This is a genomic window from Bartonella sp. AU18XJBT (genome assembly GCF_028618595.1).
Classification (GTDB): domain Bacteria; phylum Pseudomonadota; class Alphaproteobacteria; order Rhizobiales; family Rhizobiaceae; genus Bartonella.
Genome location: NZ_JAQITE010000003.1, coordinates 1 through 16,670, shown reverse-complemented (window position 1 = coordinate 16,670; position 16,670 = coordinate 1). Strand labels below are relative to the sequence as shown.

15 protein-coding genes and 1 pseudogene are annotated in these 16,670 nt (G+C 33.6%); 10 read left to right on the top strand and 6 right to left on the bottom strand.

Annotated elements, in window-relative coordinates:
• Positions 1-15: 15 nt before the first annotated feature.
• The 6 genes from tmk to PVV60_RS01560 all read left to right on the top strand — a co-directional run bounded on the left by tmk (position 16) and on the right by PVV60_RS01560 (position 5,389).
• Positions 16-660, top strand: a complete 645-nt coding sequence (gene tmk, locus PVV60_RS01585; protein WP_273722643.1) for a dTMP kinase — start codon at positions 16-18, stop codon at positions 658-660.
• Positions 657-1,700: a DNA polymerase III subunit delta' gene (locus PVV60_RS01580; protein ID WP_273722641.1), complete on the top strand. Its 1,044-nt coding sequence runs from the start codon at positions 657-659 to the stop codon at positions 1,698-1,700. The genes tmk and PVV60_RS01580 overlap by 4 nt, the downstream gene beginning before the upstream one ends.
• Positions 1,701-1,776: 76 nt before the next feature.
• Positions 1,777-3,336, top strand: a complete 1,560-nt coding sequence (metG, locus tag PVV60_RS01575) for a methionine--tRNA ligase (protein WP_273722640.1) — start codon at positions 1,777-1,779, stop codon at positions 3,334-3,336.
• The gene (locus tag PVV60_RS01570; protein WP_273722638.1) at positions 3,326-4,099 is read left to right on the top strand and encodes a TatD family hydrolase; all 774 of its coding nucleotides are present in this window, start codon (positions 3,326-3,328) and stop codon (positions 4,097-4,099) included. Before metG ends, PVV60_RS01570 begins: the two co-directional genes overlap by 11 nt.
• A 10-nt stretch (positions 4,100-4,109) precedes the next feature.
• Positions 4,110-4,919 carry an MBL fold metallo-hydrolase gene (locus PVV60_RS01565; protein ID WP_273722637.1) on the top strand — a complete coding sequence of 270 codons (810 nt, stop codon included), beginning with the start codon at positions 4,110-4,112 and terminating at the stop codon, positions 4,917-4,919.
• A 110-nt stretch (positions 4,920-5,029) separates the two neighbouring features.
• The gene (locus tag PVV60_RS01560) at positions 5,030-5,389 is read left to right on the top strand and encodes a hypothetical protein (protein WP_273722635.1); all 360 of its coding nucleotides are present in this window, start codon (positions 5,030-5,032) and stop codon (positions 5,387-5,389) included.
• A gap of 375 nt (positions 5,390-5,764) precedes the next feature.
• On the opposite strand, the gene PVV60_RS01555 is transcribed toward PVV60_RS01560, so the two are convergent.
• Genes PVV60_RS01555 through pcsA form a run of 3 tightly spaced genes read right to left on the bottom strand, consistent with a single transcriptional unit; the run spans position 5,765 to position 8,059 of the window.
• The gene (locus tag PVV60_RS01555; protein ID WP_273722633.1) at positions 5,765-6,178 is read right to left on the bottom strand and encodes a DUF6163 family protein; all 414 of its coding nucleotides are present in this window, start codon (positions 6,176-6,178) and stop codon (positions 5,765-5,767) included.
• Entirely contained in the window at positions 6,175-7,221 is a 1,047-nt protein-coding gene (locus tag PVV60_RS01550; protein WP_273722632.1) for an enoyl-CoA hydratase/isomerase family protein, read from the bottom strand. Before PVV60_RS01550 ends, PVV60_RS01555 begins: the two co-directional genes overlap by 4 nt.
• A gap of 13 nt (positions 7,222-7,234) precedes the next feature.
• Positions 7,235-8,059, bottom strand: a complete 825-nt coding sequence (gene pcsA / locus PVV60_RS01545) for a phosphatidylcholine synthase (protein ID WP_273722630.1) — start codon at positions 8,057-8,059, stop codon at positions 7,235-7,237.
• Between the two features lie 183 nt (positions 8,060-8,242).
• Between pcsA and PVV60_RS01540 the strand changes: the two genes are divergently transcribed.
• The 4 genes from PVV60_RS01540 (at position 8,243) to sodC (ending at position 12,136) form a co-directional block, all read left to right on the top strand.
• The gene (locus PVV60_RS01540; RefSeq protein WP_273722628.1) at positions 8,243-9,469 is read left to right on the top strand and encodes a UbiH/UbiF family hydroxylase; all 1,227 of its coding nucleotides are present in this window, start codon (positions 8,243-8,245) and stop codon (positions 9,467-9,469) included.
• A 1,074-nt stretch (positions 9,470-10,543) separates the two neighbouring features.
• Positions 10,544-10,888 (top strand): hypothetical protein, encoded by a 345-nt coding sequence (locus PVV60_RS01535; RefSeq protein WP_273722627.1) that lies wholly within the window; start codon positions 10,544-10,546, stop codon positions 10,886-10,888.
• Positions 10,866-11,222, top strand: coding sequence for a hypothetical protein (locus PVV60_RS01530; RefSeq protein WP_273722625.1), 357 nt, complete (start codon positions 10,866-10,868; stop codon positions 11,220-11,222). The genes PVV60_RS01535 and PVV60_RS01530 overlap by 23 nt, the downstream gene beginning before the upstream one ends.
• Before the next feature lie 389 nt (positions 11,223-11,611).
• Positions 11,612-12,136 carry a superoxide dismutase [Cu-Zn] SodC gene (sodC, locus tag PVV60_RS01525; protein WP_273722624.1) on the top strand — a complete coding sequence of 175 codons (525 nt, stop codon included), beginning with the start codon at positions 11,612-11,614 and terminating at the stop codon, positions 12,134-12,136.
• A 630-nt stretch (positions 12,137-12,766) separates the two neighbouring features.
• Here sodC and PVV60_RS01520 read toward each other — a convergent pair.
• The 3 genes and pseudogenes from PVV60_RS01520 to PVV60_RS01510 form a co-directional block, all read right to left on the bottom strand.
• On the bottom strand, positions 12,767-13,048 hold the full coding sequence (locus PVV60_RS01520) for an HrgA protein (protein WP_273722623.1): 282 nt from the start codon (positions 13,046-13,048) through the stop codon (positions 12,767-12,769).
• 756 nt (positions 13,049-13,804) lie between these two features.
• Positions 13,805-15,259 (bottom strand): annotated as a pseudogene (locus tag PVV60_RS01515) (replicative DNA helicase).
• Between the two features lie 891 nt (positions 15,260-16,150).
• On the bottom strand, positions 16,151-16,670 hold a 520-nt coding region (locus tag PVV60_RS01510; protein WP_273722621.1), incomplete at its 5' end, for a phage antirepressor KilAC domain-containing protein.

Genomic DNA, 16,670 nt, shown 5'->3' with positions numbered 1-16,670 from the left:
AGGTTAAGGTCATACGTGTCAGGTTATTTTATTACATTTGAAGGAGGGGATGGGGTAGGAAAAACGGTGCAGATTTCTTTACTTGCTGAGTCTCTCTCTCACCAAGGTTATGATGTTGTCACAACACGAGAGCCAGGAGGAACGCCAGGAGCAGAAGCAATCCGACATATTTTGTTGTCGGGGCAGGCGCAACAGTATGGACCGTTGATTGAAGCTGTTTTATTTACAGCCGCACGTGTCGATCATGTGACCGAGGTTATCGTGCCTTCTTTGCAAAAAGGTAAAATCGTTTTATGTGACCGCTTTATTGATTCTACACGCGTTTATCAAGGACTCAATGATACAGTCAGCTCTTCTCTTCTTTATGTTTTAGAATGTATTGCGCTCAATGGTGTCTTGCCTCATTTAACATTTTTATTAGATATGCCAGCAATCTGTGGTATGAAGCGTGCAAATTTACGAAGAAAAAGAACAGAAGAAATTGATTATTTTGAAAAAGATCAGTTGGAAATTCAAGAACAAAGGCGTCAAGCTTTTCTTCAATTGGCCAAACAGGAACCCCATAGATTTCGAGTCATTGATGCCACTAGCTCAGTGGAAGCCGTTTCACATCAAATAAAAAATATTTGTCATCAGGTATTGTTGGATAAGCTTTCATGAGTAATGTAAATATCTTACGCCAATATGATGATATTGATACAATTTTATCACCATCCCAGAATGATGTTGTCTTTGGTCATGAGGATGTTCGTCATTTTTTGACACAAATGCTTAAAGAAGAGCGTTTGCATCATGCATTATTATTTGAAGGAGAATATGGGATCGGAAAAGCTACATTAGCCTTTCATCTTGCTTGGAACATTTTAAGTTCTCAACAAAGTGCTTTCTTGAAACCCGATCCTTATTCTACTCCATGGCGCCAAATTACACAAGGAAGTCACCCTGGTCTTTTGTATATTTCACGCCGATTTGATGTAAAAACGCAAAAGTTTAAAACCGGAATACTCGTTGACGATATTCGTGATATTATGCATTTTTTAAGCCGAACATCGCAAGATAATGGATGGCGTATTGTTATTGTTGATTCTGCAGATGATATGAATAGAAATGCAGCAAATGCAATTCTCAAAATACTTGAAGAACCACCTAAAAAAACGTTATTTGTTATTATCGCCCATTCTTCAGGAAAATTGCTTCCAACAATCCATTCACGGTGTCAAAAAATTTCTTTTCGTCCATTGAATAACGATGAAATGGAAAAAGTTATTACACACATTTTCACTCCTCAGGATTTACCTGATAAGAAAACAATTGAAATGATTATTAAAAAATCTAAAGGAAGTCCTCGAAAAGCTGCTTTACTTATTTTCCATGGCGGTCTTGAAATTATTAAAACAATTGATGCTCTCCTAGAGAAACCTATTTGTAACGCAACGATTGTACATACTCTTGCACAAACCCTTTCATCTGTTTCTTCTACATTCCAATTTCAACAGTTTTGTGATGAAATTCTTAATAAAATTCAAACAAAAGCTATCATGCTTGTTGAAAAGGGAGACTTGTTTCTCTCAAAAAAATATGCAGAAAAATGGCAGGAGATTCATCAAGAAATAGAGGAAATACAACTGTTTAATCTCGATAAAAAGCAGTTTGTTATTAACTTACTTTTTAAAGTTCATAAGATTATTCATGAGGATTAGTTTTTCCGTGACAATATGATGAACAGACGTTATGTCATTATATCTTTTATTGATGGCGTTTTAAAACGAGTATGACATGCGTGACACATATTACATAACGACTCCCATTTTTTATCCTAATGGTGCTCCACATATTGGACATGCCTATAGTGCAATTGCAAGCGATGTTTTAGCCCGCTTTCAACGGTTAAACGGAAAAAATGTATTTTTTCTTTCTGGTACAGATGAGCATGGTCTAAAGATGCAACAAACCGCAGCAGCATTAGGCATGACGCCTCAGCAACTTGCAGATCGTAATAGTGCTGTGTTTCAAAAAATGCTTGCAGTATTAAATTGTTCTAACGATGATTTTATCCGTACGACAGAAGAACGCCATTATCAAGCTTGTCAGGAAATTTGGAAAAAGATGGAAGCAAATGGCGATATTTATCTCGGTCGTTATACGGGGTGGTATTCGGTTCGCCAAGAAGCCTATTATGAAGAAAAAGATACGGAAATTGGACCAGACAATATCCGTCGAGAGAAGGAATTAGGCTCTCCAGTTGAATGGAATGAAGAAGAAAGTTATTTTTTTAGACTTTCTCATTATGAAAAGCCTCTTCTTGAATATTATGAAAAACATCCTAATTTTATTGCTCCATTTGAGCGGCGTAATGAAATTATAAGTTTTATCAAATCAGGTTTAAAAGATATCTCTATTTCACGCGCAAGTTTTAATTGGGGAATTACTGTTCCAGAGAATCCAAAGCACGTGATGTATGTTTGGGTTGATGCGCTTACAAATTATCTATCAGCAATTGGTTTTTTCAATGAAAATTCAAAAAAACGTGATTTTTGGCCTGCAAATACGCATATTATTGGTAAGGATATTATTCGTTTTCATGCAGTCTATTGGCCGGCATTTTTAATGTCTGCTGGAATTGAATTGCCTAAAAATATTTTCGCACATGGTTTTTTACTTAATCGTGGTGCAAAAATGTCAAAATCTGTTGGAAATGTCGTTGATCCTTTTGAAATGGTTGATCACTATGGTCTTGATCAGGTCCGTTATTTTCTTCTCCGTGAAGTACCATTTGGACAAGATGGTAGTTATAGCCATGAAAGCCTTGTAAACCGTATTAATGCTGATCTTGCTAATGATCTTGGTAATTTAGCACAGCGCTCCTTGTCTATGATTGCCAAAAATTGTGATGCAAAAGTCCCTAGACCAACTTCATTTTTAGCTCAAGATAAACAACTTTTAGAACAATCTCTTCAAGTGCTTGAAACTGTACACCAAGCTATGTCTTCTTATAGTATGCATTTAGCACTTTCAGCTATTTTTTCAATTGTAGCAGATGCCAATCGCTATTTTGCCAACGAACAACCTTGGAGTTTACGTAAAAATGATCGAGAGAGATTTTCTACAGTTCTTTATGTAACTGTAGAAATCTTGCGGAGAATAGGAATTATGCTTTTGCCTTTCATACCCCAATCAGCAGCGAAACTTCTTGATAGCCTTGCGGTTGCTGAAAATGATCGGTTATTGTATCATATAAGTCATTCAGAAATTCAAGAAGGGCTTGATCTTCCACCACCAGAACCAATTTTTCCTCGTTATATCTTGAAGAAAGAAGACACTCCTCATGTTGATTGATACACATTGTCATCTTGATTTTGAAGATTTTTCACAAGATTTGGATAATGTTATCCAACGGGCTTTAGATGCTGACGTTAAACGTATGATAACAATTTCAACCCATGTTCATAAGTTAGATAAGCTGTTAGCCATTGCACAAAGCTATGATCAAGTCTTTTGTTCCGTTGGAACACACCCCAATCATGCGCATGAAGAACAAAATATTACAGCGGAAGAGCTTGTACAGCTCTCGAATCACCCTAAAATTGTTGCGTTTGGGGAAGGGGGGCTTGATTACCATTATGATTATTCTACACCAGAAGAGCAAAAGAAAGTTTTTCAAGAACATATCATTGCTTCTCGAGAAACACAGCTTCCTCTTGTTATACATTCACGCAATGCCGATATCGATATGGAGAAAATATTACGTGAACAGATAAAAGAAGGAGCTTTTCCTTTTATCCTTCATTGTTATTCGTCTGGAATGCAACTTGCTCGTGCTGGAATTGAACTTGGTGGATATATTTCTTTTTCAGGTATTCTTACTTTTAAAAATGCACTTGAAATCCGTGAAATAGCAAAAATTGTGCCCCATGAGCATTTGTTAGTAGAAACAGATGCTCCATTCTTAGCACCTATTCCCCATAGGGGAAAAACAAATGAACCATCTTTTGTATGCTATACAGCAGCTGTTTTGGCTGAAACAATTGGCTTAAGCATTGAAGAAACAGCTCAAATAACAACGCGTAATGCTTTTCGTTTATTTAGTAAAATGAAATAAGGCAAAAGATATGTGTGATCAATACCGATTTACAATATTAGGTTGTGGTCCTTCTCCAGGAGTACCACGACCCAATGGTGATTGGGGAACATGTGATCCGAATAACCCTAAAAATAAACGCTACAGAAGTTCTTTATTAGTTGAACGTATTAAACTTTCAGGAGACAAAACAACGATCGTTATTGATACAGGTCCAGATTTTCGCTCACAAATGATTGATGCGCATGTAAGCCATCTTGATGCTGCTCTTTACACACATTCTCATGCAGACCATATCCACGGTATTGATGATTTACGCAGCTATGCACTTGCACAAAAATGTTTAATAGATATCTATGCCGACAGATTTACACTAGAGCATCTCAAAAGTGCTTTCGGATATTGTTTTCAAACACCAAAAGATTCATCTTATTCTCCCATTTTAAAAGAGCATCTTATCAATGAAGATAGCCAATTTATTATTCAGGGGCAGGGCGGAGCAATAAGCGTCAATACACATTTACAACACCATGGAAACATTCATTCCTTAGGTTTTCGGATTAGGAATGTTGCCTATTGTACGGATGTTAGTGAATTTCCTGAAAAAACTTTATCCAAATTAATGGATTTGGATGTTCTCATCATTGAAGCTCTTCAATTTAAACCTCATCCGAGTCATTTCTCTGTTGATCAAGCATTACAATGGATAGAATATTTAAAGCCAAAACAAGCAATACTTACACATATGGACAGATCGCTGGATTACAACAAGGTTGTAAATTATGTTCCATCCTATGTAAAACCTGCATATCAAGGTCTTACTTTTCAAACAGATACGTAAGCTTATTATGCGCAATATTTTAAGTTAAATAAAATACTTTTAAATTTATCCTTTATTTTATTTCAGTTTTGACATATTTAGTTCTTTTTTATGTAGAAAATGAGGCTTTTATGTATAAGAATTTTAAGCGGGGTCTATGTATTGTGGTTTTAGCGGTTTCCTTGACAGCATGTGGAGGGCGTTTAGAAAAAAACATTTCAACGACAACAATACATGACGGATCAATGAGTTGTGCCGATATTCAACGGGAGTTTTTTGCTAATAAACGTCAGATTAATGATACAATTGCAGAGCGTTCTAAAGCAAGAAATAAAAACGTGGCTTTAGCAGCAACAAGTGTTGTATTTTTTCCTGCTTTGTTTTTTATAGATCCTAAATCCAGTGAAAGTAATGAAATTTCAGCGTTAAATAATCGTAATGCTGTTTTGAGTGATCTTGCACGTATTAAACGTTGTAAAATAGTACAGTAATTTTTATTATTTATACGGTGTAATTTCATTACAACTATTTTGGTCTTTAAGGATATTCCTCAAAGACCAAATGTTTTGGTGTGCTGTTCAATTATTATCGCCATTTCTATAATTTAGTTTTAAAAGTGAATGTACGATTATAAACATGATTTATGTTTTAAAATAGGGGTTGCTTTGTTTTTCTGCATCCTATTATCGCATAATATATATTATGGAACTTTACGGAAACGGAAAGAGTATATCTAGCATTAGCGCTTTGAGGAACGTATGTTGGAAAACTGTGGTGAGCTACTTTGAAAAACTTTATGACCTTATGACCTTTTAAGTTAAGTAAGATTGAAAATTGATCCTGTTATCTTGGCTCGAAAATTTCAATCACGATGTTTTTTTATTTTTTACTCTTTTAAAAAAAATCATCACAATTTGTAGTATTATAAAAACTAAAAATAATATTCCATGAAATAATGGTACAAATGGCTGATAAATAAAATCGGAATAATATATTGTTATTGCTTCAATCAATGCTGCAATACACCACACAATGATACCCCATAGTGAATGCATCCAAAGTCCAACTAAGGCAATAGGATAGAGAATAGCCAATATAGCTGATGCAAATTGCCACTGCCAAGGCATAAGATCAAAACGCCATAGAATACCTGGAAAAACACCAACAAGACGTATCCAATAACAAATACCTAGGGCTAAGCAAATAAGTGCCAAAAACCGTAAATAACAGTTATAGATTAAATTGATTTTTGAAATCCGTTTGTGAGAATTATTTTTCACAATAATAACTCTTGCTCAACAGGTTGGAAGTAAGAATCTACCATTTCATCTGTCACATTTGAAAGTTTATCTAGCTGCCATTGAGGTTTTTTATCCTTATCGATTAACATAGCACGTATACCTTCATGAAAATCATGTGAATTAATCATATGATGTGCAATACGGTTTTCAATTTTCATACAATCTTCCAACGTCCGAGATGAATTTTGTTTCATTTGTTTCCAGATAACTTTTAAACTTATCGGAGAACGTGATAGTAAAATATCATAACATTCTTTAGCAAATAGAACACCTTCATTACCTTTTTTATGTAGCAACTCAAGACATTCTTCTAAGGTATGGGCACTAAAACAAGTGTTAATAATACAACGTATTTCATGACTCGTTTCATAATCTTTTGTAATTGCTCGCTCGTTTAAAGCTAAAGTAGGATCTCCTTGCTCAATAACAGCTTTTCTAATCATATCGAATTCAATTTCAGCAACAGCGTGTGTTGCTAATCCTAAATTTAAGCAATCTCCCCACTTTATGCGTGCGCCCGTTAATGCAAGATAGATGCCAAAATGATTAGGAAGAGATGGTAAGAAAAAACTTGCACCTACATCTGGAAAAAATCCAATTGCACCTTCTGGCATAGCAAAAACAGTATTTTCTGTAACAATTCGATGCGAACCATAGAGAGAAATACCTACCCCTCCTCCCATCCAAATACCGTTTAAGAAAGAAATGTAGGGCTTTGAAAAACGTTTGATATAAGCATTTAAACTATATTCATCACTAAAATATTGACAAGCAGTGGCACTTTTTCCCATATGATAGATTTCTACAACATCTCCACCAGCACAAAAAGCGTGCCCCTCCCCTTCAATTAAGACACAAGAAACATCATCATCTGTTTCCCATGTCATGAGAGCTTTTTTTAAAGCTGAAACCATTCGTTGATTAAGAGCGTTTAATGCTGAAGGGCGTGTGAGCTTTATAATACCGGCACGCCCTTCTTTCGTAAAAGAAATATCATCATCTGCTCCAAAATCAATTTGCATCTTACACCCTTCTTCAAACAACTATTTTATTGTTTTTTTTATTTTTTGCCCCAAGCTGAGGAAATATTTGCATGATTGCGCCAATACAATATATATAAATTCCTGTTACTGAAATTCCTATTTTAACCCAATAGGGAGCCTCTAGTTGATAAAAGAATGCAGAAACACCAAAAAAACACCATAAGAGAAAAATTGAAAAATTAATTCTACGTAAACGAAGTACTCTTACTGGATGGATAAAATAAATTGGCAAAAAAGATATAATCGCCGATAAAACAATAATGATAAAAGTAATCCACTCTCCTGGTCTTACGACAAAAAGCGTAAAAATCATCATATTCCAAACAACAGGAAATCCTTTAAAAAAGTTTTCTTTGGTTTTCATACGAGTATCTGCATAATAAATAGCAGATGAAATAACAATAATTGCACTCAATGAAAATGATAACCCTACCCCCATAAAACCACTTTGATAGAGTGCAAAGGCAGGAATTAAGACATAAGTCACGTAATCAATAATATTATCTAACAGCTCTCCAGACCATGTTGGAAGAACGTATTTAACATCAAGTTTGCGTGCAATTGGTCCATCTATACCATCAACGAGAAGTGCAAGCCCAAGCCAACAGAACATAGCTGTCCATTCTTTTCGAGAGGCTGATATAAGAGAAAGAAACGCTAAGAATGATCCCGAAGCTGTTAGTAAATGAACAGAAAAAGCCTTTGCTTGTGGCATTGTTACTTTTTTATGGCGTAATAAGTTTGCATTTGTTTTGATTTTCTTTGTTAGTTTACGTTTCAAGGTTTTCTTATCCTCGTTTTTAAAGTCTTCAACCATCTATCAATACGCCATTTCTTACCGATGATATAACTCAGCATTTAAAAAAAATCATAAAAAGGTTACTTTTTTATATCGCGTTATTTATTACATACTATAATAGGAGAGGTTCATATAATAAAAAGAGAGTGATTATTTGGAAATATTAAAATATTTTTTCAATGGATAAAGGTTCAAATTGTTGTGATATTTGAAAAGAAAGAACATAAAGATATTGCTGTTATTGGTGCAGGTCCTGTCGGAATGTTAGCCGCACTGAGTCTTGCACATGAGGGGCTTTCTGTTTTTCTTGTTGGCCCCCCTGCTCACACAGATGAGTTGCGGACAACTGCTCTTATGATGCCTGCAATACGCACGCTTCAAAAACTCAATATTTGGAATAATATTCAAAAACATGCTGCTGCTTTATCTTATATGAGAATTATAGATATAACTTCTAGAATTGTGCATGCTCCTACGGTGCATTTTTCTTCTGCTGAAATTGGTGAAAAAGCTTTTGGCTATAATATACCTAATGTAAAATTGAACAGTGCTTTAGTCGATGCTGTTGCACATACACCTAATATTACAAGATTTTTTTCTGCAGCTAAATCGTTTCATCACACAAAAGACCATGTATGTATTACGCTTGCTGATCGTAGAGTCATTCAAGCACCACTTGTTGTTGCAGCTGATGGGCGTCACTCTCTTACACGTGCCACAGCAGGCATAAGTGTCAAACAGTGGAATTATCCACAAAAAGCACTTGTTCTAAACTTTTCTCATGAGTTTTCTCATCAAAATACATCAACTGAATTTCATACAGAACATGGTCCATTTACACAGGTTCCTCTACCAGGCCGAAGATCTAGTCTTGTATGGGTTGTTCATCCTTCTCGTGCTGAGGAATTATTGAATATAGAACCAAAAGAAATTGCAAAAATGATCGAAAACCAAATGCAATCAATGCTTGGAAAGCTAAGTTTAGAAACATCAATTCAAGCATGGCCGCTTTCTGGACTTCTTTCTCATCATTTTGCTGCTAATCGAACAATTTTAGTGGGTGAAGCCGCCCATGTTTTCCCCCCTATTGGGGCACAGGGATTGAATTTAGGATTCCGTGATGTCCAAACTTTGATTGATATTTTACCCAATAAAATATCCAATTCTAACTCTGAAATGATTGTTGCACATTATAACAAGTGCCGCAAACCAGATATATTAATCCGCAGTGGAGCTGTTCATACACTTAACTCTGCTCTACTTTCTCACATGTTACCTGTTCATATGATACGAAGCGTTGGGCTTGGTTTGTTACATAGTTTCTCACCATTACGTAATTTATTTATGCGCGAAGGAATGTATCCCGGTTATGGATTCAAGGAAATTATGCAAATATTTCCAACAAAATCATCTAAACAGCTCTACTGAGCAATAATGGATAATAACGTAAACTAAACAAATAATAATAAGTTCATAAGGTATCAATAACCAAAGAAATAATTATTTTTAATGATGTGTTTTGAAAGTAAATTTATTCAGTAAAAACACAATATTCTAATATACATTTTATTATATAAATATTTAAGAATGTTTTAGAATTTTATCTTATGCATAACTAAAATGAATGTTTTTAAGATAATATAATTCAGATTATCTTTAACAGTTTTTGTAAAAAAAACTTATAATAGAGTATTCATTTTTTAAGGTAACATCTTGAACCTAAACTTGTTTCACAATGACACCCCGTTAGTAGTATAACTGGAAAACTATTAAATATTATCATTTTTATGCTTATAAAGAGATAAGCTGGCGCCATTATTATATTTATCATCCTCTAATGTTTAACACCCCTTATATTTAGGAGTCTTTCTAAGAGGTATTATTTATTCCTTTTATCATAAGCCAGCTCCTTTTATGATGTATGAATGATCTTAACTGATTCAGAATAAAACAGATTTGAAATGAAAGTTATACGATTTTTGCGATGCTTATTTAATATATAAAACAATGAGTCACCATTATAAATCTATGTGTTATCAATGAGCAATAATAAGCAATATAATCGCTCTATCGTTTAATATTGCATTTTGAATCATATCTATTACTGATGTGGAAAATATTTTTGTTATTTTTAATAAAAAATGTATAAGTAATATTAATATAAATCATTTTTTTATTAAAAATTATTATATATATTTAGCATACTGATATGAAATAAGAGAAAACTTAATTATAGACTACAGATGAAATTGTAACGATATCTTGCTAAATCATATCTGTTAAATTTTGCACTATAAAGCAAATAAAAAATAATAATGTTTTGAAATAGTTATTTATAACATTAATTTTAACAAGAAAATAAATAATAAAAAACATTTTTATTTAATCAATGGATTTTCAAAATTTTTTATCGTTAAGTATAATAACAAAAATAAAATCATCTTGGGAACTTGTTAGTAACACAGAGGTTAATGAGGTGTTGTTTTAACAAATGGTGACAAGATGAAAATAAATAATTTTTTGAAATTAAGTATTTTTTTTATAATGATTTTATGTGTCTCGTTGACAGTCACTACTTCAATCAGTGAAGTTTTTCATCTTCCTTATTGTCAAACCTTTACCTATAGCTCTAATCAAAATGTCACTAAAATAGGTCAGAACTCATTTACTGCTTCACAAGTTAAAAATTGTCTTATGCAAAACGGTTTTGAGAATATTAAACGATTACGTCTAGATGACAAAGGCATCTGGCGTGCTTTAGTAAAATTTAAAAAGTCACATTTTTTCGTATCTGTTGACTATTCAGGAACAGTTAGCATTCAAAATGAAAGAAAAAAATATGATTGATTTTAAAACTTACAGCAACGTTTCTTTTCATAGCTGTAAGAAAAAAAAATTAAAAAAGTACTGCCATTCTATGAAAGAATTCGCTTTTATTGGCGGTTTAAATGGTAGCATATCAGGAGCTATCGCAGCAACTCTTGCAGCTTATGGTTATATTGCTCTTCCAGGATTTGGTCCAGTTATCGCAATGGGTATAGGAGTAGCACTTTCTGCTGGAATGATAATAGGAGCACTGATAGGATCAGGAATGGGAGGAAGTGTTGGCATATGCTGTATTTTATGGGAAATTTATATGAATCATAATAATTCTTTCTCTTATAAATTTCATAATGAATAGAAATTTTTATCATTTTTTCTATGAAAAACAATTAAATCATCAACAAATTATATATTCTGTTTTTGATAAAATAATGATCTATTATAAATGAAATAATATCTAACTTATTAAAATTGCTTTATTACACCTCAAAAAGTAGCTTTTTTAAAGCATCTCTTGAAGAAATGGAAGCGAGATATAATTATCAATATATGAAAGCTATATTTTTTATAGATCAAAAAATGAGAGTTATGTTCAGAACATATATTTATATGTAATGTAATGTAATTTAATTTATTTTCTCTTTCTAAGAACTAATATTTCTATGTAAATTATTTTACTTAAATTTAAGAAACTTATAAATATTTTTATAGATAAAATTTATTTAAAGATAAGTATAAAGGTATTTTATGAAAAAAATATTATCATTATTGGTTTTTATGGCATTTTTAATTCATAAAAATTCTGCATTAGCACTATCAACACAAGTAAATATTTATAAACTAGAAGATAATAATTCAAAAAAGGCTATTGGTAGCATTAAAATTGAAGAAACCACATACGGTTTGATTTTCATCCCTAATTTATCTACTTTATCAGAAGGGATGCATGGTTTTCATGTGCATGTAAATCCTTCATGTGATACAAAAGATGGTATCATTGGTGGAAGTGCAGGTGGACATTATGATCCGGAACATACCGGAAAACATTTAGGACCTTATAATGTCAATGGTCATCTTGGTGATTTGCCAGCACTCTATGTTGATAAGCAAGGATATGCCACGATGAGCGTTCTTGCTCCACGATTAAAAAAAATCTCTGAAATTAAAGGGCGCTCTTTAGTCATTCATTTAGGGGCAGATAATCAATCAGATAAACCATTACCGCTTGGCGGAGGTGGTGCGCGTTTGGCGTGCGGTATTATTGATAAATAAAGAGAGTATTATGGCAAACAGTGACAATACCCACTCCCTTTACAATAAGATGTGAGAGAAATTTATTTTTTTAAATCTATTGCAAGAAATTGAGTAAACTGTGTGGGTATTTTATAAAATTAATGTTTTTTGAATGTTCACTTCGGATAATAAAAAGCTTAATAATAACCAAAGCGAACAGCAATGGAAATTAAAGAAATAGTTGTATAAATCCTCCGTAAGAAGACTTCAATATGAGGAAGTAATATTTTCAATGCTTTATGTAAGCAAAGAAAAAATTGAATTTCACTCTCCACAATAGAAAATTTTTAATAAATTATAATCATTAAAGCTAGTATCTAATGGAATTATGTCTCACACACAAAATAGAATGGGTCTAAAATAGAACTTTTACTTTTCTCCCCTACTCAATCCCAATCATGAGATGCACGCAAACAATTTTGATTGATAAAATATCAATATAAGATCGTTTGAAAGGATAGCCCCCTCATTTAAGTTTAAAAAAATACTAATTATCATTATAAATCAATATATTATATAAATATAATAAGTCAAATAAAATAGTTAGAGTAGTTTTTTATCACTCTGAAAAAGAGCTTTTAACCAATAGAGTCTTTTTAAAAATACCCCTCATGGATACATATGATCCCAATCTAGTGGACGCATCTCGCCAGTTTGATAAAATTGACGAATGAGCTTAATATAATCAAGAAAATCTTTGTTTTCTTCCACTAATCTATTAGCAGTATCCCAGTCAATATCACTACGTTCTTTGGCAGGAATTAAGATCTCACTCTCGGAAGAGTTTTCCTTATTGAGTCTTATAAACCCAATTCCATGCAAACTTGAAAGCATTCGAAGCTCTTTTAATGTATCAACCCCTTCAATTTCACTAGCAACTAAATAACTCAAATTAGCCCATGAAGAATTACTAACTGTTTGAAAAAATGCTTTCGTAAATTTGAACGATTGATGAGAATTTTTACTTCAAAAGACCAAAGCTTCGTTTTTTTATCAAAATATTGCAAAACACAATCTTTGATTTCACGATTCCATTCACTGCTTAAATCTTGTATCCCTACGAGATCTGGATAAAGCCATTTATTTCCGCCTGCACCATGTTTATTACGAGAACATTTCTCATTAATGCGCTTGCTGTAAACTGCAAGCTCTGACCATAAAAATTTAGATAATAACGGATAAAGATCATGCTCTTTAACAGAGCCATCTTCTGTTCTACTCTTTGCATTGTCCTCTACTGCATCAATTTCAGCACTATCTGTTTGTTTAGTAAAATAATATTGCCGTGGTCGTCCTTCAGTGGTTTTAATTTCTGAATAACGCTTTTGTAACTGATGGCGTTTTGCTCCTATTTCAGCAACAATTTGCTGAATAAGGGCTGCATCACTATTAAGAGGAGTAATTATTGCCGTTGAATGCTTTTGTTTTTGACGGCATTTATCTGGATAATTTTCAAATATCCATTGAGCAATTTCTCGAGCTGTAAATTTTGTTGTCGGGTTGTAGCTTGCCAGCGGGTTTTGTATATTTTGCCAGTATGTTTTGTATCAATTTATTTTTTTTAAAGAGTTTTTAAGGTGTTCTCAAAGGGTCTTCAAATGCTTTTCAAAGGGTATTTAAAGCTCTCTTTAACGCATTTTTCTGCTCCTATTTTTCTAAATCACTAAAGCGTGTAAAATCGGATTGAAATGCAAGGGGGACGATTCCTGTCGGACCATGGCGTTGTTTTGCTATAATAACCTCGGCTTTACCCTTGGCTTACTCCATTGCATCTTGCCATTTGCTATACTCGGCGGTGCCTTCTTTGGGTTCTTCATTTTTGAGATAATATTCTTCACGATAAACAAACAGCACAATGTCGGCATCTTGCTCAATTGAACCAGATTCACGTAAATCTGAGAGTTGTGGACGTTTATCTGTTCGGTTTTCAACTTGACGTGAAAGTTGTGACAGAGCGATAATGGGAATATTGAGTTCTTTTGCAAGTGCTTTTAATCCAGTGGTAATGGCTGTAATTTCTTGAACGCGATTTTCTAATGAACGCTTTGAACCGCTTGTCATGAGTTGGATATAATCGATAATCAAGACATCTAGACCATGTTGTCGTTTAAGGCGCCTTGCACGGGCGGACAATTGTGCAAGGGATACACCACCCGTTTGATCAATATAAAGAGGGATTGTTTGTAAGGAACGCATTGCGTGAATAATTTTTGCAAATTGCTCTTCTGAGATATTACCACGACGCATATCAGAAGACGAAACCTTTATTTGCTCTGAGATAATGCGAGTTGCAAGCTGTTCAGATGACATCTCAAGTGAAAAGAAACCAACAATACCCCCTTCATTTTCTTGTGTTTTGTTATCACGCTTGCAAGCATTGGCAATATTAAAAGCAATATTGGTAGCCAGAGAGGTTTTCCCCATAGCAGGGCGCCCCGCAAGGATAATTAAGTCAGATGCTTGTAATCCCCCCATTTTCTCATCAAGGGTTTTGATATGGGTAGCGATCCCTGAGAGCTTTGAAGAACGCTTTTTCGCAACGCTTGCCATGTTAAGTGCTTTTGTAATGGCTGTATTAAAGTTTTCAAACCCACCCCCATATTTTCCTTTCTCTGCCAATTCAAACAACTGATTTTCAACAGTTTCAATTTGTTGTGATGTTGTAAGTTCTACAGAAGCATCATAAGCTCTATTCACAACTTGAGTGCCAAGGTTAATTAAAGAGCGGCGGATAAACAAATCATAAATGACGCTTCCATAATCTTTAGTATTAATGATTGTGACTGCCTCTGTAGCTAAACGCACCACGTAATTATATACAGTGATGTCTGCAATTTTCTCATCATTGTCAACAAAGGGCTTAATAGTAATGGGATCTGCAACTTTTCCATTTTGGATAATTTTTGAAATGATATCAAAAAGCTTTTGATGCAACGGTTCAAAAAAATGCTCTGCTTTTAAAAAATCAGAAACGCTATCAAGAGCATCATTATTGATAATGATAGCACCAAGCAAAGCTTTCTCTGCTTCAATATTATGGGGTGGTTGACGAAAAGAAGATTGTTCTTCTGTTTGAAAAGAAGGTAATTTAACAGCGTTCATTTTATTCATTATGATTTAAATTGATTTGATAAATGATAATTATAAATCACTGAATCTACAGTGTGAATCCCATTTTTATTTTATTTAACAGCTTGCGTTTTGATACGTTTTGTGCAATAAAGAGACGTTCGTATACTTTTGAATAAGAATACAACAGTCATGCATTGCAAAACAGAAGCCGTGTCAAGATAATTGGCACGGCTTTAATGCATTTACCTTCAAATGGAATAGAGAAAACCAACCCCTATCATAAAAGAAAGCCCCGTTACGTAAATACATAACAAGGCTTTCACAATTTCTCAAGTTTCACATAGGATATAGCACATTATGTATCAAGTTACAAGCATTAATATACAAAAACCGTGTCAAAATTAACTGACACGGCTTTGTTTTATAGCGATTTTTAAAGAGTATTCTCAACCTAAAGAACGGCGGAAATGCAACGCTAGAATAACGCTGCGGGTTAAGAATAGCATGATGTATTTTAAGATGCAATTTGAAAAAAAATATACTTGCATTTATACACAAAATATGTAATTTTTTATTTGGTTTTTTTATAACTAAGTCTCCTGATCTATAATTAGTTGTGGAATATAAAAGCCGTATCAATTCATTTTGATACGGTTTTTATGTATCAAAGCTTGTGTTTTGATACGTTTTGTGCAATAAAGAGATGTTCTCTTATATTTAGGTTGGTTATTTTAATCGTTTATTTGGGTCGCTAGTTGTTTTGATTTTAAAAGCCGTGTCTTAAAGGACGCGGCTTTTTTGTATTAAGGCTTGCGTTTTTACACGTTTTGTGTAATAAAGAGGCATTCTTTCTTTTCGTAAAGTAAAGTTGTTAAAATCCATTTCAAAAAGCCGCGTTGATTAAAACACGGCTTTTTTTAATTATTGCATATTTCCGTAGATTTCTTCTCTTAAATATGCCAATCCTTTAGATGTAATCTTTGTTGACGGTACGGTTTTTTCTGTACCATCATTTTTTTGAATAGTAATGGCTGTGCAATCCATTAATCCCTTTTGGATTTTATCTTGATATGGTAATAAAGGACTGCTTGGCATTCTTCTGTAAACCCAACCATATCTTCGCAAATAATCTGTTAAATCCTTAGGCCTTACTTCCAATATTTTTGCTGCCTCTATAATACCAAACAAGCCATCCGAGCGCTTTAGACCATCAAGAGCTATTGCTTTTGGTTTAAGAGTATTCACTTCATTTTTTAAAGTTTCTAATTGATTGATGCTCTCTAAGAGAAGTTTTTTAACTGTAAGGGGATTTTCTAAAGCACTTGCTAAATCTGTTTTCTTTTCTAATTCTTGCCAACGGTCTATAATTTTTGCACGCAAAGCGGTGCTATAACCAGATACGAGAATTAAGCATTCACGCTTGGGAAGGTTGTAACAAGGG

Coding starts and splice junctions, on each gene's coding strand:
- PVV60_RS01580 (WP_273722641.1), top strand. CDS start 657: ATGAGTAATGTAAATATCTTACGCCAATATGATGATATTGATACAATT.
- metG (WP_273722640.1), top strand. CDS start 1,777: ATGCGTGACACATATTACATAACGACTCCCATTTTTTATCCTAATGGT.
- PVV60_RS01570 (WP_273722638.1), top strand. CDS start 3,326: ATGTTGATTGATACACATTGTCATCTTGATTTTGAAGATTTTTCACAA.
- PVV60_RS01565 (WP_273722637.1), top strand. CDS start 4,110: ATGTGTGATCAATACCGATTTACAATATTAGGTTGTGGTCCTTCTCCA.
- PVV60_RS01560 (WP_273722635.1), top strand. CDS start 5,030: ATGTATAAGAATTTTAAGCGGGGTCTATGTATTGTGGTTTTAGCGGTT.
- PVV60_RS01550 (WP_273722632.1), bottom strand. CDS start 7,221: ATGCAAATTGATTTTGGAGCAGATGATGATATTTCTTTTACGAAAGAA.
- pcsA (WP_273722630.1), bottom strand. CDS start 8,059: ATGGTTGAAGACTTTAAAAACGAGGATAAGAAAACCTTGAAACGTAAA.
- PVV60_RS01535 (WP_273722627.1), top strand. CDS start 10,544: ATGAAAATAAATAATTTTTTGAAATTAAGTATTTTTTTTATAATGATT.
- PVV60_RS01530 (WP_273722625.1), top strand. CDS start 10,866: ATGAAAGAAAAAAATATGATTGATTTTAAAACTTACAGCAACGTTTCT.
- sodC (WP_273722624.1), top strand. CDS start 11,612: ATGAAAAAAATATTATCATTATTGGTTTTTATGGCATTTTTAATTCAT.